At 50.6% G+C, this 20,863-nt stretch carries 24 protein-coding genes and 2 pseudogenes; 12 read left to right on the forward strand and 14 right to left on the reverse strand.

Features of this window, described 5'->3' with window-relative positions; translation table 11 throughout:
• The first annotated feature begins 200 nt into the window (after positions 1-200).
• The 3 genes from K3T83_RS55330 (at position 201) to K3T83_RS55340 (ending at position 3,184) form a co-directional block, all read left to right on the forward strand.
• Positions 201-1,472 carry a sensor histidine kinase gene (locus K3T83_RS55330; RefSeq protein WP_220211679.1) on the forward strand — a complete coding sequence of 424 codons (1,272 nt, stop codon included), beginning with the start codon at positions 201-203 and terminating at the stop codon, positions 1,470-1,472.
• The gene (locus tag K3T83_RS55335; RefSeq protein ID WP_220211680.1) at positions 1,430-2,113 is read left to right on the forward strand and encodes a response regulator transcription factor; all 684 of its coding nucleotides are present in this window, start codon (positions 1,430-1,432) and stop codon (positions 2,111-2,113) included. The genes K3T83_RS55330 and K3T83_RS55335 overlap by 43 nt, the downstream gene beginning before the upstream one ends.
• 378 nt (positions 2,114-2,491) lie before the next feature.
• Complete coding sequence (locus tag K3T83_RS55340; RefSeq protein ID WP_220211681.1) at positions 2,492-3,184, forward strand: IS6 family transposase; 693 nt, start codon at positions 2,492-2,494, stop codon at positions 3,182-3,184.
• A gap of 89 nt (positions 3,185-3,273) precedes the next feature.
• On the opposite strand, the gene K3T83_RS55345 is transcribed toward K3T83_RS55340, so the two are convergent.
• The 5 genes and pseudogenes from K3T83_RS55345 to K3T83_RS55365 all read right to left on the reverse strand — a co-directional run bounded on the left by K3T83_RS55345 (position 3,274) and on the right by K3T83_RS55365 (position 7,165).
• Positions 3,274-3,504, reverse strand: a complete 231-nt coding sequence (locus K3T83_RS55345; RefSeq protein ID WP_220211682.1) for a hypothetical protein — start codon at positions 3,502-3,504, stop codon at positions 3,274-3,276.
• Positions 3,505-3,634: 130 nt separating this feature from the next.
• Positions 3,635-4,350 (reverse strand): annotated as a pseudogene (locus K3T83_RS55350) (IS6 family transposase).
• 105 nt (positions 4,351-4,455) lie between these two features.
• The gene (locus K3T83_RS55355; RefSeq protein WP_220211683.1) at positions 4,456-5,370 is read right to left on the reverse strand and encodes an LLM class F420-dependent oxidoreductase; all 915 of its coding nucleotides are present in this window, start codon (positions 5,368-5,370) and stop codon (positions 4,456-4,458) included.
• A 205-nt stretch (positions 5,371-5,575) separates the two neighbouring features.
• Positions 5,576-5,995, reverse strand: coding sequence for a MerR family transcriptional regulator (locus tag K3T83_RS55360; RefSeq protein ID WP_220211684.1), 420 nt, complete (start codon positions 5,993-5,995; stop codon positions 5,576-5,578).
• Positions 5,996-6,277: 282 nt separating this feature from the next.
• Complete coding sequence (locus K3T83_RS55365; RefSeq protein WP_220211685.1) at positions 6,278-7,165, reverse strand: NAD(P)-dependent oxidoreductase; 888 nt, start codon at positions 7,163-7,165, stop codon at positions 6,278-6,280.
• A 138-nt stretch (positions 7,166-7,303) separates the two neighbouring features.
• Between K3T83_RS55365 and K3T83_RS55370 the strand changes: the two genes are divergently transcribed.
• Positions 7,304-8,149 carry a helix-turn-helix transcriptional regulator gene (locus tag K3T83_RS55370; RefSeq protein WP_220211686.1) on the forward strand — a complete coding sequence of 282 codons (846 nt, stop codon included), beginning with the start codon at positions 7,304-7,306 and terminating at the stop codon, positions 8,147-8,149.
• A 136-nt stretch (positions 8,150-8,285) separates the two neighbouring features.
• Positions 8,286-8,825 (forward strand): helix-turn-helix domain-containing protein, encoded by a 540-nt coding sequence (locus K3T83_RS55375; protein ID WP_220211687.1) that lies wholly within the window; start codon positions 8,286-8,288, stop codon positions 8,823-8,825.
• Between the two features lie 49 nt (positions 8,826-8,874).
• Here the strand turns inward: K3T83_RS55375 and K3T83_RS55380 are convergent, their stop codons facing one another.
• Positions 8,875-9,516, reverse strand: coding sequence for a DUF998 domain-containing protein (locus tag K3T83_RS55380; RefSeq protein WP_220211688.1), 642 nt, complete (start codon positions 9,514-9,516; stop codon positions 8,875-8,877).
• A 104-nt stretch (positions 9,517-9,620) separates the two neighbouring features.
• Complete coding sequence (locus tag K3T83_RS55385) at positions 9,621-10,028, reverse strand: VOC family protein (protein WP_220211689.1); 408 nt, start codon at positions 10,026-10,028, stop codon at positions 9,621-9,623.
• 101 nt (positions 10,029-10,129) lie between these two features.
• On the opposite strand from K3T83_RS55385, the pseudogene K3T83_RS55390 reads away from it, so the two are divergent.
• Positions 10,130-11,289: pseudogene (locus K3T83_RS55390) on the forward strand (IS3 family transposase).
• A gap of 659 nt (positions 11,290-11,948) precedes the next feature.
• On the opposite strand, the gene K3T83_RS58525 reads toward K3T83_RS55390, so the two are convergent.
• Entirely contained in the window at positions 11,949-12,224 is a 276-nt protein-coding gene (locus tag K3T83_RS58525) for a class I SAM-dependent methyltransferase (protein ID WP_220211780.1), read from the reverse strand.
• Between the two features lie 3 nt (positions 12,225-12,227).
• The gene (locus K3T83_RS57575) at positions 12,228-12,362 is read right to left on the reverse strand and encodes a hypothetical protein (RefSeq protein WP_268963626.1); all 135 of its coding nucleotides are present in this window, start codon (positions 12,360-12,362) and stop codon (positions 12,228-12,230) included.
• Between the two features lie 96 nt (positions 12,363-12,458).
• Here K3T83_RS57575 and K3T83_RS55400 point away from each other — a divergent pair, with 96 nt between their 5' ends.
• Positions 12,459-12,626, forward strand: a complete 168-nt coding sequence (locus tag K3T83_RS55400; RefSeq protein ID WP_220211690.1) for a hypothetical protein — start codon at positions 12,459-12,461, stop codon at positions 12,624-12,626.
• A gap of 196 nt (positions 12,627-12,822) precedes the next feature.
• Here the strand turns inward: K3T83_RS55400 and K3T83_RS55405 are convergent, their stop codons facing one another.
• Positions 12,823-13,089, reverse strand: coding sequence for a hypothetical protein (locus tag K3T83_RS55405; protein ID WP_220211691.1), 267 nt, complete (start codon positions 13,087-13,089; stop codon positions 12,823-12,825).
• A gap of 506 nt (positions 13,090-13,595) precedes the next feature.
• On the opposite strand from K3T83_RS55405, the gene K3T83_RS58835 reads away from it, so the two are divergent.
• Complete coding sequence (locus tag K3T83_RS58835) at positions 13,596-13,952, forward strand: four-helix bundle copper-binding protein (RefSeq protein WP_505912375.1); 357 nt, start codon at positions 13,596-13,598, stop codon at positions 13,950-13,952.
• 201 nt (positions 13,953-14,153) lie between these two features.
• Here K3T83_RS58835 and K3T83_RS55410 read toward each other — a convergent pair whose 3' ends face one another.
• The 3 genes from K3T83_RS55410 to K3T83_RS55420 all read right to left on the reverse strand — a co-directional run bounded on the left by K3T83_RS55410 (position 14,154) and on the right by K3T83_RS55420 (position 16,008).
• Positions 14,154-14,450, reverse strand: a complete 297-nt coding sequence (locus K3T83_RS55410) for a hypothetical protein (protein WP_220211692.1) — start codon at positions 14,448-14,450, stop codon at positions 14,154-14,156.
• A gap of 77 nt (positions 14,451-14,527) precedes the next feature.
• Positions 14,528-15,598, reverse strand: coding sequence for a hypothetical protein (locus tag K3T83_RS55415; protein ID WP_220211693.1), 1,071 nt, complete (start codon positions 15,596-15,598; stop codon positions 14,528-14,530).
• A gap of 134 nt (positions 15,599-15,732) precedes the next feature.
• Positions 15,733-16,008 (reverse strand): metal-sensitive transcriptional regulator, encoded by a 276-nt coding sequence (locus K3T83_RS55420; protein ID WP_220211694.1) that lies wholly within the window; start codon positions 16,006-16,008, stop codon positions 15,733-15,735.
• Between the two features lie 644 nt (positions 16,009-16,652).
• Here K3T83_RS55420 and K3T83_RS55425 point away from each other — a divergent pair.
• Positions 16,653-17,816, forward strand: a complete 1,164-nt coding sequence (locus tag K3T83_RS55425; RefSeq protein WP_220211695.1) for a lipid II:glycine glycyltransferase FemX — start codon at positions 16,653-16,655, stop codon at positions 17,814-17,816.
• A gap of 624 nt (positions 17,817-18,440) precedes the next feature.
• A complete protein-coding gene (locus K3T83_RS55430; protein WP_220211696.1) occupies positions 18,441-19,100 on the forward strand; it encodes a DUF305 domain-containing protein in 660 nt (219 codons plus the stop codon).
• 155 nt (positions 19,101-19,255) lie between these two features.
• Here the strand turns inward: K3T83_RS55430 and K3T83_RS58530 are convergent, their stop codons facing one another.
• Complete coding sequence (locus K3T83_RS58530) at positions 19,256-19,477, reverse strand: DUF305 domain-containing protein (protein ID WP_373324782.1); 222 nt, start codon at positions 19,475-19,477, stop codon at positions 19,256-19,258.
• Positions 19,478-19,610: 133 nt separating this feature from the next.
• On the opposite strand from K3T83_RS58530, the gene K3T83_RS56990 reads away from it, so the two are divergent.
• Together K3T83_RS56990 and K3T83_RS56995 are read left to right on the forward strand one after the other, a co-directional pair.
• Positions 19,611-20,084: a helix-turn-helix domain-containing protein gene (locus K3T83_RS56990; RefSeq protein ID WP_236065070.1), complete on the forward strand. Its 474-nt coding sequence runs from the start codon at positions 19,611-19,613 to the stop codon at positions 20,082-20,084.
• A 110-nt stretch (positions 20,085-20,194) separates the two neighbouring features.
• Positions 20,195-20,812: a transposase gene (locus K3T83_RS56995; protein WP_236065069.1), complete on the forward strand. Its 618-nt coding sequence runs from the start codon at positions 20,195-20,197 to the stop codon at positions 20,810-20,812.
• Positions 20,813-20,863: the final 51 nt, after the last annotated feature.

The following is a 20,863-nucleotide window of genomic DNA, read 5'->3' on the forward strand; positions in this document are numbered from 1 at the left end:
ATCGAAGTTCGATCAGGTAATGCGCTACGTCTTTTCAGACACTGCCAGAATATAGGCCGCGCCACTGGTGGAAACGACAGTGGCTCAATGCTCATAGAAAGTGGGGGGAAAGAAACGGTATAATGTAGTCAGTCTTCAACCAACCATGCACCGCCCTATATCAAGGGGAAAAACACACTCTGAAGAACAAGGGAGAGAATATGAAGCGTCATATCCGTTTACTGAGCTGGTTCTGTGTGTTCTGGCTTGGGAGCGTTATTATCTACTGGAATATTTGGAGTTGGAACTTTACTTCCGCTCCAGTGATCCTTCATATCCTGGTGACTCTCACCATCCTCATCCATCTTGGCATCTATTGGTTCGGTTTTTCCAGGGAGACAGGCAGAGCAATGCAATGGTTTTCATTATGTGTTCAGGCTGTACTTATCCTGGCGTTGACCCAGATGACACGCCTGGCAATCATGCCGCTGGTTCTCTCGCCTTTGCTCTTTATCGCCGCTACGGTGATGCTCAAACAGATACGCAGCATGCTCATATTTTTAGGGAGCTTTCTGCTCTCTACCTATCTCTTCATGCAAATGGGCGGACCCCCTCGCGATTGGAGCGATATCTGGGGAGGAGGATACGCGCCAGGTGTCGGCTTTCTTGGTCTATTTTTCCTTCTGATCCTGCTCTTTTATGTGCAGCAGGCTCAACAAGCGCATGAGCACACATTGGCCCTTTTGCACCAGCTTGACACCGCACATGCTCAGTTGTCCGCCTATGCCTTGCGAGCCGAAGAACTGACCGTGATAAATGAACGTCAACGCATTGCCCGTGACCTACATGATACCTTTATTCAGGGTGTCACGGGGCTGGTGATGCAATTGGAGGTTGTGCGCACACAATTACAACGCCAGAAAGTTGCACAGGCACAGGAACTGCTGGAGCAAGTGATTGAGGCTGCTGGCGACGCTCTGGCCGATGCGCGCTGTGCTATTGGCAATCTACGTACCGGCCATATCCGACCAGATGATCTCGTTGAAATCGTGCAGGAAGAGATCAGCCGCTTTACAGCCGCAACAGATATCCCCTGCCACGCGACCATTATAGCCCTTGCCAATACGCCTGCTCCTTGCTGCGAACATGTCTTGCGAGCCATCTGCGAAGGGCTGACCAATGTGGCGCGCCACGCCTGCGCCGAAACTGTTTGGATGCAGGCAACCTGTAACCACGAGATATTGACCGTCGAGGTGCGCGACGATGGCATCGGCTTCGATCCAGAAACGCTGAATACGAGAGATGGGTATTATGGCCTGATCGGAATGAGAGAACGCGCCAGCCTCATCGGAGGACACCTGGAGTTGATCAGTGCTGATGGGGTAGGAACCACACTGCGCCTGAGTATACCACTCCATTGCACACTGCCACAGAAGAGCGAGGAGGAAGTATGGCTCAACCCATTCGCATTGTCATCGCAGATGATCATCTAATGGTCCGCAAAGGACTGCGTCTGATGCTCGAAGAGGTACGGAGCGAAGGCATTGAACTGGTAGGAGATGCCGCTGACGGGACGAGCGCTGTGGCTCTGGTGGAACAGAGACAGCCTGATGTGGTTGTGATGGATATTCGCATGCCGGGTCTGGATGGCATTGCTGCTCTCAAGCGCATTCGCACCTGCTGGCCATCTATAGCCGTGTTGCTTCTAACAACCTATGACGAGGATGAATTGATGTTGCGCGGCCTGCAAGCTGGAGCCTGTGGCTACTTGCTCAAAAATATCACGCTAGACGCGCTTATCAACGCTATTCGTGCGGCAGCGCGTGGAGAAGTGCTCATCCAACCAGAGATCATGGCTCGCCTTCTCGCACATACTATGCCTGCCCCCGGAACCGCATCTCCTTCTCGCGCACAGCCCCTTCCGAGCTATATGGAACTCACCAGGCGTGAAAAGCAAGTGCTAGAGGGAGTGGCCCGTGGAGAACGCAGCAAAGAGATTGCTGCCCAACTGGGCATCACGGAACGGACCGTGCGCGCCTACTTGACCAATATCTATACGAAATTGAACGTTGACTCTCGTGCATCAGCCGTCGCGGTTGCGATCGAGTGCGGTTTCTTATCAAGAATGTCCTGATCTGGATGCACATATACAAACGGCAAAGACCCAATGCTGGTCAAAATCACGCGGCAAGTCGTCTTCTGGGTTCCGAAACTGGGCAGCTCCGGATACCAGGGATTTCCAATTCTCCCATCTAGCGGGAGTGCAGAGGGCGGCAGCCCTTTGCCGGGGTGCGGGGTGTCCCCGCAAAAACCTTTTTTCTTCTCTTTTGCGCGCCGCCGCAGGCGGCGCGCGAAGGAGGGAAGGAAACTGGGGACGCCCCAGGCCCCGGCAGGGAGACCCCTGCACCCCTTTGAGCGGAGAACTGGAAAGCCCTGCTCCGGATACCGGTTGTGTTGCAAGAAATAAACTGATCTGCTAGAGTGAAGAGAAACGAGCCAAAGAGGATCAGATATGAGAGAGCAACACCCGTTCAAATGGCGTCGTTTTCAGGCTGACATCATTCTCCTGTGTGTCCGTTGGTATTTACGCTATTCGCTCAGCTACCGCGATCTCGAAGAGATCATGCTCGAACGAAGGTTGCAGGTCGATCATACAACGATCTATCGTTGGGTCCAGTGTTATGCCCCAGAGCTTGATCGATGCTGTCGTCCTCATTTGAAGCTCACAACAGATTCTTGGCGTGTTGATGAAACGTACATCAAAGTCAAAAAAGAGTGGGTGTATTTGTATCGGGCTGTTGATTCGGGGGGAAAGACGCTTGATTTCTTCTTGAGTTCTACCAGGGACGCACACACTGCAAAACATTTCTTGCTCAAAACCCTTGCCGCCTCTTATACCACAGAACCGCGTGTCATCAACGTGGACAAAAATGCGGCGTACCCCAAAGTATTCAACGAACTCAAGGCCGAAGAACTCCTTCCCCGGAGTTCACAACTCCGGCAAGTGAAGTATCTCAACAATCTGATCGAGCAAGATCACCGTTTCATCAAACGGCTGACGAAGCCGGGGATGGGCTTCTTTTCATTTGAGACAGCGAACAGAACATTACAAGGGTATGAACTGATGAATATGCTCCGCAAAGGACAGATGCAAGGTGTCAGAAAAGGGGTAGTGTTGCAAAAAATTGTAAGCTTATCAAAATGATGACTGCAATAACAGCAGGAAGAGATATTACCGAAGAAAAAGAGTACTCTTTTTACGCGTTTTATCAACAGAAGATTCTCAAATATACATTATTTTAATGAGCTTACAATTTTTTGCAACACTACCGCCACGCTCCCTCGGATCTGATCGAGGCAAAGCACAGCCAGGAGCCATTCGCTGATGGGAGTGGGCTTGCCTGACTGGATAAGCAGGCAAGCCGGGTGTAGGGCCTCCAGGCCTTCGGTCAGATGCCCCGCCTCTTGCAAGCAGAGCCGCGCTTGTACCGCCTCCTCTTCCTGCAAGGCCCAGCCCAACAGCAAGCTTGCCATGCTCGCGCGGGCGGAGGCAGCGGTGTGAGTATTGTCAACTTAAGGAAGAATAGAAGAGTTTTTCTGAAAAGAAGAAGAAGCAGAAGGAAAGGGACCAAGATTGGAGGAGAATGGTGTGGAGTTAGGCAGCTCTTTTCATTCCAATCACCTCGCTCCATACCTGAAATCGCTTCTGCATGAGGGCGCGATATTCTGAGGCTGTCAAATGGTGTCGCTTTGGTCGAAAATGATCCAGGATCGGGCCAAAGGCAGAAAGGAAGCGCTGAGCATGACCAGGTGATTTGAAACGACGCATGACTCGCTCTCGTTGTCGCGTGGGCGATGCGAGTTCTCAGCACGATTATTCAAGCCTTTGTGCTGTCGATGCCCGACACTGGATAGGATCTCTTTCTTGGCGGCGGCATAGCTTGCGAGTTGGTCAGTAACAATCACTCGCGGCACGTACTGCAACCCCTTCAACAATTTGCGGAAGAACTTTTTTGCTGCACGCTTGTTGCGTCGACTCTGCACCAGAATATCAAGCACATTCCCATACTGATCAACGGCGCGCCAAAGATAGTGTTGTTTCCCATTAATTTTCAAGAAAACCTCATCAAGGTGCCACGTATCTCCCGTGTGAGGACGACGACACTTTATCTCATTGGCGTACCTCTGACCGAATTTGAGACACCATTGCCGAATCGTTTCATAGGTCAGCACGACGCCACGCTCTGCCATGATCTCTTCCACATCACGGAAACTGAGCGAGAAGCGAAAATACAGCCAGACACTGTAGCCAATAATTTCTGGCGGGAAACGATATCCTTTGTAGAGAGAATCTGGGATGTTCTTTTTCATACTCATGAGCATGCCATATTTATCGGCTTTTCCGCAAGTTGACAATACACTTCTCTCCGACAAACTGCTAGCCGAACCTCATCTGGCCTTTGTCGTTGCTGCGCCCTAACGACCAGCCACAGGGATTTTCTCAACCACTGGAATGATCTCGTGCTCAAACAACTCAAAAGGTTCTGCTTCGTGGACATCTCTGAGGCTCAAGATGATCTGGTCAATCCCTAGGGCCGCCAGTTCCGTGCAATGGTCTACGACAGCCGCCGGGGTCGACGAATGGTCGCGGCCATCAGGGGTGATATGAAGCAGCAGCAGGCTATAAGCCGTTTTCTCGATCTGTTCATAGGAGCGCCCCACGGCCTGGCAGTGCTCGCGCAGGACATTCAGTTTGTGCCGCAGTGCCTCGTTATCGCCAAGCGTGAAGAGGTTGCAGGCATCGGCGTAGCGGGCGACGAGTTGGAGCGTCTTGCGCTCACCACTACCACCAACCATAATGGGTGGATGAGGTTTCTGAATAGGCTGTGGACTATTGAGCGGCCTGCTCAGTTGATAGTGTTTTCCCTGGTACGGCCTCTCGTCGCCCGCCCACATCTGATGGGCGATCTGCAGTGTCTCCTCCAGGCGATCGAAACGTTCTGTGAGAGACGGGAAAGGCACGCCCAGACCACGATGCTCCTCCTCATTGTTGGCAGCACCAATGCCCAAATAGGCACGTCCGTGCGAGAGCACATCTAGCGTGGTCGCCGTCTTCACCAAGATACCGGGATGGCGATAGGTGATACCGGTCACCAACGTTCCCAATTTGATGCGATTGGTGCGACCGGCAGCATAAGCCAGGGCACTCCAGCCTTCTAACATTTCGTGTTCCGCTGGCCCTATGCCGCCAATCTGAAAGAAGTGATCCATCACCCACAGACTGTAAAAACCAGCGCGTTCAGCGCGTTCAGCGATCAGTCCAAAGGTTTCACCAAGCTGACCCTGCCCGTTGGGCCAGGTAAAGCGAGGTACCTGTAATCCCAGACGCATAAACAGTTTCTCCTTTTGCTCATAGAACTATTTTACTCATCTAACACAAAAATTGGGCAAAGCGCCTATTTTGAGCAAAACGTAGCTAGACCTGGATGTGTGTCAGGTCAAAATCATTCTGGGGAAGCTCGAAAAAAGATAATACTCCCCTGCAACCAACAACAGATCTTGCTGGCCTGGCTGGTAAGGAGCGGCACGCTCTCCTTTAAGGCGCTGCCTCCTCTCCTTTCTCAGCTTCACGAGCCAGCAAAGTGCTTTCATACGTGGTGATTTTGTCATCGAGGACCACGAGGTATTCTTGCATGTGCTGAATGTGAGCTTGAACCAGATCATGATGTGTTTTGAGCATAGCGATGCGCTCGCGCAGTGTTGCTTCGCCCAGGCGCTGTAAGCGGGCATATGCTAGCATCTGTTGAATAGACATGCCTGTGGCACGCAGCCTGAGAAGAAACTGGATCCACTGGATGTCAGACTCTGTGTAGCGCCGATGCGTGTTTGAGAGCCGATCCACCTCGTGAATTAGCCCGATACGCTCGTAGTAGCGCAGCGTGTCGATGCTGACCCCTGTGCATCCGGCAACGCCGCTGATGGTGTATGTCTTCTCCATATGTTCAGGATAAAACATGGAGCGCGCTCCATGTCAAGCACTGTATGCAGTTCTTCATGATAACGATCAAATGTGGCTGGATCTTTTGGTTGTCCATAGAGCACTGTTAACTGAAGCATACGGTAGACCTCCTGAGAAGAATAAAAGAAAACTCCATCCTCATAAAACGAGACCTCCATTTTGTGAGACAATGAATGTGTCAACGAATATATCGCTGCTCTCGACCCACGGCATTATGTTTCTCGCTTATGTTCTGGTACTTTAACGAAGGTAGTGTTGCAACACTCTCGTATTTTTTGCTCAGGGTCTGTCAATATTCATGCGGGATTGACGGAGCACTTCGATCACCGCGGAGAAGTCGGCCTCATCCAGCCCCAGATTGCCTGCCAGACGATAGACTTCGCGCGCTGTTGCGAGCGCGGGCATGGGGAGATTCAACTCGTCAGCGAAACGCAGGGCGTAGGTCAGGTCTTTGTGGAGCCAGCGTAGAGCAAAGAGAGGCTGGTATTGCCGCTGAATCATAGGCCCAACCTTCATTTTGACGACAGGACTGCCTACTCCTCCGTTTGCCAGGAGAGGCATAACCTGCTCCATGTCAAGCCCAGCTTGCTCAGCCAGATTCAATCCTTCCGCCAAGGCCTCCGCATGTAGCCCGATGATCAGGTTGATAACCAGCTTCATTTTTGTTCCCGCACCGCTTACGCCCATATAGCTCTGAAACTGACTCATTGCCGCGAGGGCCGGCTGAACCTGTTGCATGGCTGCCATGTCTCCCCCCACGAACAGGCCGATCTGTCTGGCTTCCGCAGCTGGTTTGCTTCCTGTGACCGGAGCATCAAGAAATGCCAGATCATGTGTGGCTGCCAGTTCGGCAAGCTCGCGCACCCATGCTAATGAGAGCGTACTGCATTCGATCAGGACGGCTCCGTGCTGAGCACCGGCCAAAGCACCATCATTGCCGAGCCAGATCTGCTGGGAGGCCTGATCATTGCCGACCATGCTGATAATCACCTCGGCTTCTCTGACGGCTTCGCGTGGTGTCTCAGCTCGCTGTATCCCTTCAGCGACCAGGGCCTCGGCCTTTGCAGGTGTGCGATTGTAGACGACAAGTGGAAAACCAGCTTTGTTCAGATTGCGAGCCATGGCTGTGCCCATACCGCCAAGTCCAAGAAATGCTACCCGTTGCATGAAAACCTTCTCCTCCTATTTTTTTCAGTCTATTGCAGTTTGCTTTTGTGAGAGCAGTATGCCATGGGCGAGGGGCTTGAACAAGAACCCAAATTAAGCTAGTATAAAAACTATCACCAAGAGGAGAAGAAGATAGCTATGTATGAGGATCAGCGCAGAAATGAACTGGCGCAATTTCTTCGCACGCGGAGAGAACGGCTCTTGCCATCCCAGGTTCATTTGCCAGAGAGAGGAAGGCGGCGCACTCCTGGCCTGAGGCGCGAGGAGTTGGCGAATCTCGCGGGTGTTGGTCTCACCTGGTATACGAAGCTGGAGCAGGGACAAGCCATCCAGGTTTCATCGCAAGTGCTGGAAAGCCTGGCCCAGGCCCTCCAGTTATCGCCTGATGAGCGTAGGCATCTGTTTGTACTCGCCCGCGAGCATTTGCCTCTCCTCAAACATACCTATGTACGGCAGATCAGTCCTGACCTCCAATGTATCCTGGATGCCCTGTTACCCAATCCGGCTGTGATCATGAATGAACGCTGGGATATTGTCGGCTGGAACCGGAACGCCGCGCAGGTCTTTGTCGATTATGGCCAACTCTCCGATTGGGAACGCAATCACGTCTGGTTGATTTTCACGCATCCTGCCCTGCGCACCCTGTATACCAACTGGGAGTCTACCGCTCGTCGCGCACTCTCACTCTTTCGCGCCAGTGCCGGCCATAATGGTGCCGGAGAACCCTGGTTCATTGAGCGCCGCGATCGCTTGATGGAAACCAGTTCAGAGTTCCGTGCTTGGTGGAATCTCCATGAGGTAAGTGAGGGCTACTCTGGACGCAAAGAACTCAATCATCCTCTGGTAGGTCTGCTGATTCTCAAATCAACTCCTTTGCTCGTTGCTGATAACCCCAACCTGAGAATATTTGTCTACATGGCCTTGCCAGAGGCCAACTCGGAGCAGAAGCTTACCCGGTTTGCTCTTTCTCTCCCAAAAGCTTAATGAAAAGCCTGGCAGGCTACTTCCTTCCTTTTTATTCAACATCCCTACTTCTCCAGGCGCACCAAAGAATGTGCTATGATGAGAAAAAAAGACTTGAAGACGGGAAGAGAAGCTAAATACGGAGAGAAGCGAGGCTATGGAGAGTAGGGCCCTTATCTTTGGCGCTTTGCTGAAGCAGTATTGGGTAGCTCGCGGTCTGACGCAGGAAGAGGTAGCCGAACGCGCCGAAATCAGCCCACGCGGGCTGATGTATCTGGAGCATGGGCAGCGTTTACCGTATCAAGATACGCTCAGACGATTCATGAATGCACTCGATCTCTCGGATGAGCAACGCCTTCAACTACAAAACGCCGCACGTGCCAGCCGGATTCCCCCCCTTTCTGAACTTCTGATAGAGCAGGGAATGCCACCTCTTCTTGTCGCACCGGGTCCCTTGTTTGGCAGAGAACAAGCCGTCGCGAGCGCGATGGAGTTTTTGCGCCAATCCTCAATACGATTACTGACTCTGAGGAAGCGTCAGCATCTCGTTTTTGTCGTGCCGCGGGATGAGGTCCGTTCGTTCTTTCGCTTCCGCACCACTTATGAACTTATTGGTGTCTCTAGGCCACCAACGTATGGTGTTTTGTCAGCGTTGGAAAACCTTACAAGGGATGTTCCTGACAGCTTAAACCTCTGAGCACGATCGGGGTCAGTTCTGACGCTTCCCCCGCGATACGGCTCACATTTTATACTCTTGCGCGCATCCGGATGGTCAATGCTGATAACCACACCCAGCCAAGTGCCACTGCTACATATAAGAAGATCGAGGCCCACGCCATACCTGCAGTGGCGATCAGAGCAATGATGGCAGCTAGAAAGATGACTCCTGTAAACGTCGAAAATGCTGCCCAACCCGACGCGTGGCTGGCGATAAAATGACGCGCAAAGACAAAACTTGCTGCAATTAAGCTCAAAAAGGCCATTTGACCCACAATGAAGTGGAGCATCGCATGCCAACTCATCGTCTGGGGATAGGTGTCCGGGGCGCCGGGCGGAAAGCCTAAGGCGGGATCGGTCACAAATATGCCACCGCCCACTACGCATCCCCCATAGAAACCAACGAGCAGTGAGCCGAGAGCTTGGCGCTTGTCGGATTGGGCAAGGCTTCGCAGACCGACCGCAGCTGCTATCACAAGCAGACCAGTCACCATGAAGTTGGTGATTTGGATCCAGCCGAGATCACCAAGACTCATGAGGCTCAAAGGATGTCGGGTCATATCAAAGCCTGAACGCGTCAAGATTTGGACTCCTCCAGCAATAATGTAGATAGACCCAGCAATGATGCCACAAGCGAGTAGAAGCTTAGTTCGCTCTTTGTTGCCTTTCATTTTGCTCCCTCCTTCATCTCCGCAATTTCGATCATGTTACTATTGGTATCGTCGAATACTACAGTGGTCATGGTGCCATCATTTAACGGCTTTTGGGTAAATTTTCAGCCCTGCTGTTTTTGTATTTCCAGGATATGAGGATAGAGGTGATACACCTGGATATAGTTCCCATCAGGGTCTTTGGCGTTGAACAGGCGACCTGCGCCCATATCACCCACGTCAGTCAGGATCTCAACAGACTTGGACTGCCAATCCCGATACACGGCATCAGCATCCTCGACGACAAAGCCAATGGTGAGTCCGCCACGAGCAAGCGGAATACCGAAAGTCTGTATGTTCGCATCTTGCAAGACAATGTTGGGACCGCTGGTTTTGGAGCGCAGGAAGAGGAAATCGCCAGCCGGAGAGGAAAATGCTGGAACAGCTTCAAAACCTAACAGTTCGGTGTAGAAGGCTTTGGAGCGCTGCATGTCGCTTACCAGGAGTGTGATAGCACCGATTTGAGATGTCATGGGTTTGTTTCTCCTTTTGCTGTCTCTTTTTGTTTTGTGAGAGTTAGTAGATGCACACAAGTATACTGGGGGCAGAAAACTGGACAGGTCGATGAGATAAAATAGCAGGAGGGAGACAAGCAACATCAAGGAGGAAAGCCGTAGCAAGTTCACCGAAGAAATACAGCAGTGGCTTCAAAGCGAAGGTTGCATTAGAAGCCATTAAAGGATTGAAAACGCTGAATGAGATCCCATCAGAGTATGGAGTGCATACAACGCAAATAACCCAGTGGAAGAAGCAGGTGCTGGATGAACTGCCACAGATCTTTGCCAAGCCAGGATCGGAGCATGTTAAGCATGAAGAAGCCTTAATTGCGAGCTTATATCAACAAATCGGGCAACTTAAAGTAGAGCTGGACTTCCTCAAAAAAAAATCAGGCCCGTACCACTGAGCAGAAACGGCTTCTGGTGGAACCCGATCATCCCCAGCTCTCGATTGTCCGTCAATGTGATTTGTTGGGATTAGCGCGTTCAAGCTACTATTATGAACCCGTGCCTGAAAGCGAAGAAGATATGCTCTTGATGCGTCTGCTTGATGAACAATACATGCGTACGCCTTTTTACGGAAAACGGAAGATGGTGAAGTTTCTTCAAGATGAAGGCTATGCAGTAGATCGCAAACGGGTCAGGAGGCTGATGCAACGGATGGGCTTGGAGACGATCTATCCCAAGCCCCAGTTTGAGCCTGGCTGGTTCGCCGACCGTGCGCTATCCCTATCTGTTACGAGGAGTGAGCATTGATCGGATCGATCAGGTCTGGAGTAGTGATATCACCTACATCTGCCTGGCACGCGGCTTTGTCTATCTAGTAGCGATTATCGATTGGTTCAGTCGATCTGTGCTGGCCTGGGAGTTGTCAACGACATTGGATACCTGCTTCTGCTTGGATACATTGGATCGAGCTTTGCAGGCAACACGCCCAGAGATTTTCAATACGGATCAAGGCGTTCAGTAGACCCGCCAGGAGTTTACCGAGCGTTTACGGTCGGCACACATTCGCATCAGTTGGGATGGACGGGGACGAGCTTTAGATAACATTTTTGTAGAGCGTTTATGGAGAAGTGTGAAGTACGAAGAAGTCTATCTCAAGGACTATCAAACGGTTTCAGAGGCAAGGGCTAATTTAAGGCAGCACTTCCAGTTTTATAATCATGAGCGATATCACCAGTCTCTGGACTATAAAACACCCGTTGCGGTGTATCGCTCCCATCATGTGGAATGATTTTCTCTTACTGCTGAGTTTACTCCCAATATTGGCTGTTTTCTGTCTAGACTTTTGATACCCCTGTATGTCATAAGTATTGAGGATATTTGATAAGAAAAAGGAATAGTATAAGTCGATAGTATTCCCGTTTACAATGTGGCAGAGCAAACAAGGCTTCCTTATGAAAGACTCGCAAATGAGAAAGAAGATGGGAGAGCCGACAGGACAGGAGCATCTGTCCGAACACACACTCAGTGTGTAGAAAAAGAACATTCGCCACACAATATGCCCAACCAGAACTGATGATCTTCATGAAGCAGGAATTTCCAGGCTTTTTAGATCCATTGTTGTGTCCAGAGAAAAGAAGCTTCTTACTGGAAATATTGAGTTGCAAGTGAAAGAAAAGGTATTGAGGCAAATGACTACTCCATTCGATATGTATCCGTTATTTGCACCCTTGCCAGGTCCCTTTATCGAACACCTCGTCCACTACATGTTGCAACAGCATGAACCCCTTTCCATACCAGAAGCTATTGACCGCGCCTTGTTGGAATTGAGAGAGAAACGCTGGGTGAGCTATCAATTTATGAATCCTTTCGTGCGGATGTGTCTGAAGGGAGGTGTAAAAGGATCAATAGAAAGTTTCTCGACTGCTTGGTTTCTCAACAATCTCTCTATCAATTCCCCTTTTCGGGGGTCATAAAAGCGAAGATAAGCCGTGCATTAATAAGATCAAAGGTTGCATCGTCAAACGGAAGCGGGTGTTGGAGAACATTCATCACAGAAAAATCGACTGGAAGGTTCTGCTCTTTCGCTTGTGCTTGTGCATATCGAATGACGTTTGTTGATATGTCTACTCCAACCACATGAATGCCATACTCAAGCATTGCTAAAGCAATCGCCCATTCCCCAGGTCCACATGCGACATCAAGGACATCATGAAGGCGAGCTATCTCTCACCTGGACAGTTCAGGCAGAACACCTCCTATACTTTGTGTGAGCATCTGGTCTTGCCCCTTCAGACGTGCCATCTCTCCCATCGTTTCTGGGTCAATCGGCGTTGAGAAAGTGTCGTCACCCTGAATAGTCATACATGCCCTCCCTTTCGTGAGGCTTTCTCTGTATCTCATCAGAGAGGAGCATAACAGCTACATAAGCGAGCGTCAATAGGGAAGGGGTTCGTCTGTGTGCGTTGTGTCTTTACGATCATTCACGAGAAGAGCCGCATTGATCGCGTTGAGCATCTGGAACGCGCAAGTCTGCCGATAGTCACACTGCAACCGCATGCATCAGTGCTGCTGATGTGTATTCTACTCGTGATAACACCATATACATGTTCCCTTACGAATCTATAAGCCACACCGCTTTTGCATAGATAGGAAGCATGACAACCAGGGAAAAGAGAGAGGGACAGCGCGGTCGTGGTGAATAGGACGCTTGTGCTCACCCTTCGGTACGTTCTAACATGGGTATCCCTCTCTTCGCCAACGCATCTTCATTTCCGTTCCAGTTCATGTTCTGTTCATCCAAAAAAAGAGGAGGGAACGCTCCTCATTGAAGCGACTCTGGAAGTCGAGTCGTTCCGAGCACCACGATCTGCCGGTCGGCAAGGCGTACCTCGTGGGTATGGCTGTGAATCACTCCTATTGGCTCCTCCAGGTGTCCAGGCAAAAACAGCGGGACCCAGCCTTCCTCACGCTCAGCAAGCGTGCTGACCTCCCAGACAAAAGAGAACTGGGCGACAAAACGATCCCCTTGACGAATCAGGCGCATTGGTGCTTCCTCCACAGTTCGTATCGTGCGTCGTGGCTCTTGCATCGTCTTCCCCATAATATTACAACACGTGTGCCGGGCAGGTCGAGACGGCTCTGATGGCTTGTGAGGCGCTGCGAGGACACAGAGAAATGACAAGCATGCTTCACTATACCTCTGAGGCATGCTTTGACTGCTCCCAACAACGCAAGAGCAATCAACCAGGAAGGAAACCCATTTCGCTTGCTATCCTTTTAAATACAGATTGTTTTTGAACATGTATCTCTTACCCCCATGACAATCAGATGTAGAACTTCTCTCGTGTGGTTGGTTAAAAGAGCAAAATAGGTGTAAGAAAAGGAAAATATCAGTAAATGGATCGTTTCAGCGCGACGAAAAGTTGTTGGATGTGTAACACATCAGAAAAATTGATATCTTCTTCCTGTGACAAACAATGATCCCATTCGTATACATACTATCGTCCATAGTATAGAGACTGCACCTGCTAGACCGCCTGTCTGTCAGACGTGTTGATAGGACGTACGGTATATTTCTCTCTACGGAGGAAAAACATGCAGAGAAATCAAGTCAATTCGCAGTGGCAGCAATATCGGCAGGATTGCACAAACTGCTGTATCATTTGTATGCATACGATAATGTATTGCTCACAACAGGGAGGTCTTGATGCCGAGGACTTGCAGATGCAAGCGTTACTCGATTGTGTTCAAAGCTGTCAGATGGGTCTCGACTTTATGCTCAGAGCCTCCCCACTTCACCCAAAGGCATGTGCGCTTTGTGAAGATGCCTGCACTGTCTGTGCTGAAGCCTGCGAGCGGGCTGCTGCTATTGACGTGCAGATGCGGGCATGTGCAAACATATGCCGTCAATGTGCTGCTTCCTATCACCAGATGACTTTGATGGCAGTATAATGTCAAGAAACATGGCTCATCTCAGATTTCACAAATGGGGTGATAAAATTGTTGGGGATGAGCGAACCAAAGACGACTCAAAGTCCAGCGCAAACGATAGAGCGGTATTGTGATGCCATATTATCCGCACCCACCGGAGCCAGGTAATATGGCATCTAAACATGCAATGTTTATTTCACCTCGGCAAGATCGTTGACCGCTTCAGCTGTCCCGGCCATTTTTGGCTGGCGCAACCAGAAGAGGGCCAATAGGGGCACCTACCACAGCGATCAGGGCCGCGCCGAGAAAGGCGGTGTGGAAGCCGCTATTGAGCACGACGATCTGCTGGATGCCTTCACTCAACGTGCTGATTGTTGTTGCCGTAGAGACGGCAATCATGACCGCCAGTCCCAGAGCCGAACCCACCTGATAGCTGATATTGACCAGTCCTGAAGGAAGATCAGCCCCCCCAGGAGATTCCTCGTGTATCCAGTAAGCATCTGCGTACAACGTTTCCACGCTACGTCCTGTATCATGCTTTTCAGTATGGGGCGAACATATAGCTCTGCTAATCAGCGTCCCAGATGCTCATTGACTTACTGTTCTGGGAAGGCTGGGGGGACGACCAGATAGCTGACAAACCAGCCGACCACGCCAGCAAGCAGAATCGCTCCTGTCCATAGAGGAATCGGCCACCACACCCCACCGAGGAGGAACAGAGTCAGAAAGTACAAGCTAAACAGTACAACCGGCACCAGGACGGCGAAAAGGCGCAATCGGCCAGGGAGCTCAACTACAGGCCGTAGCCCTCGATAGAGCAGCTCGATAACGGTTCCCGCTACAATCGTGAGAGGGAAGACCCAGGGGTCGCCGTGTGGAATACTCATGACAGCTCCATTGAGTGTCAGGACAACTAAGAGCGCACCGCTGGGCAACAGCGTCCCAAAGCGGCGAATCGCGAATAACAACAGGGAGACCAACAGGGCGCTTTGCAGGACAATACTGCTCACACCAATCGCCTGGGCCAAATCCTGGGTGCTGACGCCTCCATCTCCGAAGGCAGGGAGTCCTAAGCCCTGATTCGCGATCTCCACCGGACGAAAGCGTGTCCAGGCCCAGGGATGGTCAAACGGATGGAATTCACTGGTGAAAAAGGTGAGTGTCGAAAGCACCACTGCCAGCGAGAGGACTGCGGCCCACCGTCTCGAACGATCCAGTTGTTCTGCATGCCAGGCTGCGCGGAGAGGGCCAGTGGTGATCAGCAATCCGGCTGCTGCGAGGATGAGATGTGGAGGGCTGTACTCCGCAGACAGGTTCGCCTCGATTCCCAGGAATGTATGCCAGATCAGATCAGCCCCCCCACCAACGAGGAAGAGACCCACCCCGATTAACGAGAGTCCATAGCCAGTGGGCATCGGGAGGTGCCGTCCTTGCTGACGGATGAACGTACTCACCAGGAAAAGCGCAGCCACAAAGAATCCACTATAGATAACGCCATGCCAGGGCGTAAAAAAGGTATCCGGCAAATCATGAGTATGCGCCCAACCATCCAGGTACAATCCGGTTCCAAACCAGGCTGAGGAGAGGACAACACCCCACGTCAACAGGTGCGATGCTGGTCTGGATACTCTTGATGATGTGGTAATGGAAGTGTGTGTCTGTATCATTATGAGATCCTTCTTTCTCCTTCTCCTATCGTCTCTTGATCGAGGAGAAGGAGAAATAGCTTGCAGAACCATGAGGTTTGCAGGCAGAATGACAACGGATGTGGCTTTTGTTGAAGAAAGCCACATTTTCCGCTCTATGAACGACTATAATGTTTCAAAACAGTCATCATCTCTTGAATTTTCTCTTCCCCTTTTCCTTCTAAGATAGCTTCAGAGACACAATGGCGCAAGTGCCTCTCCATCAATTGGATGCTCACTTGCTCCAATGCGGCCTGGACTCCTGCAATTTGCGTCATAATATCGACGCAATATTTATCTTCTTCCACCATACGCTGTAACCCTCGCGTCTGACCTTCAATGCGGCGCAGGCGAGTGAGCAGCTTCTGTTTCTCCTCATCTAAAGCTGCCATTGATCTTCTCCTTTACTTACACAATCATATACCCCCCGAGGGTATGAATTGAGTGTAATATACCCCCCCGGGGTATTGTCAAGTTGAACGCAATTTCAGTTCTTCGTGCTTTTCTCCCGGGGAGCGTCTGAAAGAGACAGGAGTTTTCAGCGCTTCGGTCCATCTTCCTCGCCGCAGCCATTCTGAAGTGTGTGTTTTGTATGCTCTCTTTTCCTTATTTCTTCTTTCTGACCTGTTCTCCTATTCCTCGTAAAATCCTGCATGGAATTGAAGTAGATTTTGATAGCATGATGGTACTATTGACAGTAGTACCTACATGCACGATACTACTCAAGGGGAGAGGTGATCGCTTTGATAGGTTTCCAGCACGGAGACAGACTTACACACCCCGCTTCTAGAAACGTCCACTCTGAAACGTGTGGCCGTAGGAAAACATAATAACGTTGCTGACATCACTATTGTTGAGCGCTTCAGCGCAAGATAGAACCTTTGATAGATGGTATCCAATGCTTTCAAAAGAATGGCCGCAAAGGGAAGTATGAACCTTTTCTGTCGATTGATCTGGGTGTGATAGCAGATGATTCTGGGTCAAAGATGGAAGGTTTGATCTTTTCTTTCGCTTCTGAAAAAGAAAGAGAAGTTCCATGATGAAAGTGAAGCATATATACAATGATGCTAAAGAACCAGCGTCATTACAGATCATAGAAATGAACCCACAGGTTGATCCTCGCTGGGAACGCTTGATGAAGCAGTTGCCCGGCAGCGTCATCTACCAACATCCAGGTTGGTTGGGCGTGCTGGAAGAGGCTTATGGCTACAAGCCGCTCCATCTGGGCTGCGAAGATTCCTCTGGCACCTTACGAGGCATCTTGCCGCTCTTTTATCGACGAGGATTGCGGAGCGGACGGCAATGTATTTCCCCTCTACCGGTCGCCGGTCCACTTTCCGATGACCATCAAGTCAATGCGCTCTTGATTCAGGCAGCCATTGAACGCTCTCAAGCAGTGCATGCATCTAGATTTCAGTTTACAACACGATTAACAGACTGCGATCAGCTTGTGAACAATGTCGTCGGTGTCCCTCAACTCGAAACGTACGAGCTGGCCTTGCCAGAACAGCCCAATCAGTTGCGCCTGGATTCGCGGATCAGGCGGGCCGTCAAGAAGGCTGAGCGCTCGGGTCTCCAGGTTCGACCAGCGGAGACGATGCGTGAGTTACGGGTATGGTATCTCCTCTATCTGGAGACCATGCGCAGGCTGCTCGTCATACCGCAACCCTACCGCGTGTTTGAACAAGCCTGGCGACGGCTGCATTCACAAGGCTTGCTCCGATTGCTCCTGGCCGAACACGCCCAGGCCGGGCAATCACGGTTGGTAGCAGGGTTCCTGTATTTCCAGTGGGGAGACACCATCTCCCATATGTATACCGGATGGCGACGAGAGGATCAGGATTTGCGCCCCAACGATTTGCTCCACTGGCAAGCGATTCTCGATGCGTGCGCAGAAGGGTTACGCTACTATGATTTCGGTCATGCCCCGGTTGGCAATCAAGGGATTGCTCAGTTCAAGGCGAAGTGGGTGGCTCAGACGAAAACGACCTATCGCTATACCTATCCAACTGGTTCTCAGAGGGAAACCGCTGAGGCGACACTTCCACCGGCTCTGCCATCAGCAACGAGCAACCAATCAAGTCAAGCCAATGAGTCCAAAGGTATCAAGCAGCGGATTATCACTCCTCTCTGGCAACATCTTCCACTCAAGGCAACCGAATTAGTCGCCCAGTGGAGTCGTACGCTTCATTATTACTAGGTGAGGTGAGAACAGGAACGGAAAAAAGTTCTGAGGAGAAAAACCTGTATGCTTCCATTACATCAGCATGTTTGATTTTTCTGCTCCTATTACCACTGCTAGTTTACTCCAGATCTTTTCTAGACGGGTATATGGGTAAGAAAAAGTGCAAGCCGAACAAGAGTAATAATAGATACTTGTGCAGCCGAGCGATGAGACTTATAACGTGTGAAGCCGCATGTCATAAGCCTCATCGCTCGGCTGCATAAGTGACTCTAGGCATCCAGTGATTGCATTTCGTTCTTGCTGTTTCCTACCTCCGCTCTGAGGGGAAGAGACACTTCTATTGCGATACATGTTGGCGAATAGAGCAGCAACAAAAACTCTCCGGTGAGCATGTCCTGCTGTAACAGGAGCTTACCCTTTTGAGAGCGAATGAGGGTTTCTATCCCTTTTCTCCCCTTTTCAATCTCCCACCGATGAAATTTCTCTCCCCGATTACTATCGTTGCTAGTACCGTTGACACTAATACGTAGGCGTCAATATAATGGAAAAGAAAGCCAGATTTTGTCTGGGAATAGTTAAACGTGTCTCCTTTTATGGAGAACTTGTAACGTTTTGTCAAGAACAAGAGAAAGAAGTGATATGCAGATAAACAAACGGTTTTTTGGACTCCTCGTAGGAAGCGTCTTACTTCTGGCACTCCTGGCGGCATGTGGGAGTGAGACGAGTGGAACAGGTGCAGCGACACAACCCACCAGTCACTCAGGCATGGATATGGGAACATCCGAGGCGACAGCGACAACAACCAGCGATCCCATGACCGATAGCCTGAAGCCTTTACAGGGGAAAGAGTTCGAGATCAAATTTATGCAGGACATGATTGTCCACCATCAATCAGCGATTGCGATGGCGCAACTGGTTCCAGATCATACCAAACGCCCCGAACTGCTCACCTTGTCAAAAAATATCACGACAGCACAGACCAAAGAAATCACTGAGATGACGAACTGGTTGTCTGAGTGGTATCAGGAAAAGCCGGTGAGTGATTCGATGAGTGTTCCAGGGATGATGGACATGATGGGTGATATGGAGAAGCTCAAAAACGCAAAGGACGCCGAATTTGATAAGCTCTTCATTGACATGATGATCAAACATCATCAGCAAGCCGTCTCTATGGCTCAACTCATCCCGGACAAAACACAGCGACCAGAACTGGTCCAACTTGGGAAAAACATCGTCCAGACTCAATCAGCAGAAATCAAAGAAATGCAAGGATGGCAAAAAGAGTGGTTTAAGTCATAGTCCACTGTTTCATCAAGAGCAGGCTCGAGAGAAGCCAGCCATGAAACAAACGCCCCAAATGTACACACCGTGAGTTGGGCGTTTGTTTCATGGCTGGCTTCTCTGACGAGAAAAGAGGCAATATTCAGCAGTGGAGGATGAGTCCTCCTTGTTTATCACTTATTTTTTTCACACCGATCATACCAATCGCACAGCCAGCCGTTCATCTCTCGGATTTCCTTTGATTGAGAGGCGATAATAGACTTGCACAGATGTAACAATTTGTCATGGCTGGCATGGTTCACACAATCCTTACTCATATCTATTGCCATACTATGATGGTGAATCATCATTGACATGAAGGTCGTCTCAAACGTCTTTCCACTGAGCGAATTGATCTAATCCAGCATCTTTTGACCGCCCGAGGGAAGTTTTGCCTCATACTGTTTTCCATACCAATGTGACTAGTACATGAAGACACAAGTCCTTCTGTGGTAGAATAGGGCCAACAAAGTCAAGGAGGACAGCAGGATGCGAGGCCCCAAACCAGCCGTCTTAGCATTAAGCGAGAGAGAACGGGAAGCGTTAGAAGCGCTTGTGCGCAAGCACAGTATGCCCCAGCAGATCGCGCAGCGAGGACGCATGATCTTGTTGGCGGCAGAAGGGAAAAGCAATGCGCAGATCGCCAGAGAACTGGGAGCCTGCGTGGACACAGTGCGCAGTTGGCGCATGCGTTGGCTCGGCTGGCAGAAGCTTTCATTGGATGACTTCTCGGTGAGTGAGCGGCTCAGTGATACTCCCAGGCCGGGGCGACCGCCTCAGATTACGACTGAGCAATTCTGTCAACTGATAGCTTTTGCTTGTGAACAGCCCAAAGAGCGTCCCATTACCCACTGGACCGGACGCGAGATCGCCGAAGAAGTGATGCAGCGTGGGATCATCAAGTATATTTCGCCACGACACGCCTCACGCCTTTTAAAAAAGGGGATGTCCAGCCCCATCTGATCCGCTATTGGCTCACTCCACCTGCTGATCCTCATCGCGAAGAAACGATCAGGGCTATTTGTCGCGTGTATCATGAGGCTCCTGCATGGGCGAAGCAGGGCGAATGTACCGTGAGTACCGATGAGTTGACCGGCGTTCAAGCCATCGAACGCAAACATCCCGGTCTGTCTCTGGAGTCTGGTTATGTGCAGCGACGCGAATTCGAGTACAAGCGACATGGAACGCGGTGCTTCATTTTGAGCCGCGATGTCGTCACAGGAAAGCTTCTGGCCCCCTTTTGCGGCCCCACGCGCACTGAGGAGGATTTTCTGGCGCATGTGCAAGCTGTGGTCGCGACTGATCCAGAGGTCATGCGCTGGCATGTTGTCTGCGATAACCTCAACATCCATCAGTCTGAAGCACTGGTACGTTGGGTGGCCCAGATCTCCGGCATTGAACAAGATCTGGGCAAGAAGGGCGAGTATGGTATTCTGGCCTTGATGCCCCGTCGAGCCGCCTTTTTGAGTGATCCCTCCCATCGTGTGGTGTTCCATTATACCCCTAACCATAGTTCATGGCTCAATCAGATTGAGATCTGGCTGTCGATCCTGATGCGCAAGGTCCTCAAGCGTGGTTCTTTCACTTCTGTTGAAGACTTGGAGGCCAAGGTGCTGGCTTTCATCGACTATTACAACCAAACGGCCAAGCCCTTCAAGTGGACCTCGCAAGGTAAAGCGTTGACGATCTAAACCACAGAAGGACTTGTGTCTTCGTGTACTAGTACATTGAGGCTTAAATAG

It is taken from the genome of Reticulibacter mediterranei (genome assembly GCF_016587455.1).

What these genes read in the sequence shown, in the direction of transcription:
- K3T83_RS55330 (WP_220211679.1), top strand. Translation starts at nt 201, where the DNA reads ATGAAGCGTCATATCCGTTTACTGAGCTGGTTCTGTGTGTTCTGGCTT.
- K3T83_RS55335 (WP_220211680.1), top strand. Translation starts at nt 1,430, where the DNA reads ATGGCTCAACCCATTCGCATTGTCATCGCAGATGATCATCTAATGGTC.
- K3T83_RS55340 (WP_220211681.1), top strand. Translation starts at nt 2,492, where the DNA reads ATGAGAGAGCAACACCCGTTCAAATGGCGTCGTTTTCAGGCTGACATC.
- K3T83_RS55355 (WP_220211683.1), bottom strand. Translation starts at nt 5,370, where the DNA reads ATGCGTCTGGGATTACAGGTACCTCGCTTTACCTGGCCCAACGGGCAG.
- K3T83_RS55360 (WP_220211684.1), bottom strand. Translation starts at nt 5,995, where the DNA reads ATGTTTTATCCTGAACATATGGAGAAGACATACACCATCAGCGGCGTT.
- K3T83_RS55365 (WP_220211685.1), bottom strand. Translation starts at nt 7,165, where the DNA reads ATGCAACGGGTAGCATTTCTTGGACTTGGCGGTATGGGCACAGCCATG.
- K3T83_RS55370 (WP_220211686.1), top strand. Translation starts at nt 7,304, where the DNA reads ATGTATGAGGATCAGCGCAGAAATGAACTGGCGCAATTTCTTCGCACG.
- K3T83_RS55375 (WP_220211687.1), top strand. Translation starts at nt 8,286, where the DNA reads ATGGAGAGTAGGGCCCTTATCTTTGGCGCTTTGCTGAAGCAGTATTGG.
- K3T83_RS55380 (WP_220211688.1), bottom strand. Translation starts at nt 9,516, where the DNA reads ATGAAAGGCAACAAAGAGCGAACTAAGCTTCTACTCGCTTGTGGCATC.
- K3T83_RS55385 (WP_220211689.1), bottom strand. Translation starts at nt 10,028, where the DNA reads ATGACATCTCAAATCGGTGCTATCACACTCCTGGTAAGCGACATGCAG.
- K3T83_RS57575 (WP_268963626.1), bottom strand. Translation starts at nt 12,362, where the DNA reads ATGACTATTCAGGGTGACGACACTTTCTCAACGCCGATTGACCCAGAA.
- K3T83_RS55405 (WP_220211691.1), bottom strand. Translation starts at nt 13,089, where the DNA reads ATGCAAGAGCCACGACGCACGATACGAACTGTGGAGGAAGCACCAATG.
- K3T83_RS58835 (WP_505912375.1), top strand. Translation starts at nt 13,596, where the DNA reads ATGCAGAGAAATCAAGTCAATTCGCAGTGGCAGCAATATCGGCAGGAT.
- K3T83_RS55415 (WP_220211693.1), bottom strand. Translation starts at nt 15,598, where the DNA reads ATGATACAGACACACACTTCCATTACCACATCATCAAGAGTATCCAGA.
- K3T83_RS55420 (WP_220211694.1), bottom strand. Translation starts at nt 16,008, where the DNA reads ATGGCAGCTTTAGATGAGGAGAAACAGAAGCTGCTCACTCGCCTGCGC.
- K3T83_RS55425 (WP_220211695.1), top strand. Translation starts at nt 16,653, where the DNA reads ATGATGAAAGTGAAGCATATATACAATGATGCTAAAGAACCAGCGTCA.
- K3T83_RS55430 (WP_220211696.1), top strand. Translation starts at nt 18,441, where the DNA reads ATGCAGATAAACAAACGGTTTTTTGGACTCCTCGTAGGAAGCGTCTTA.
- K3T83_RS56990 (WP_236065070.1), top strand. Translation starts at nt 19,611, where the DNA reads ATGCGAGGCCCCAAACCAGCCGTCTTAGCATTAAGCGAGAGAGAACGG.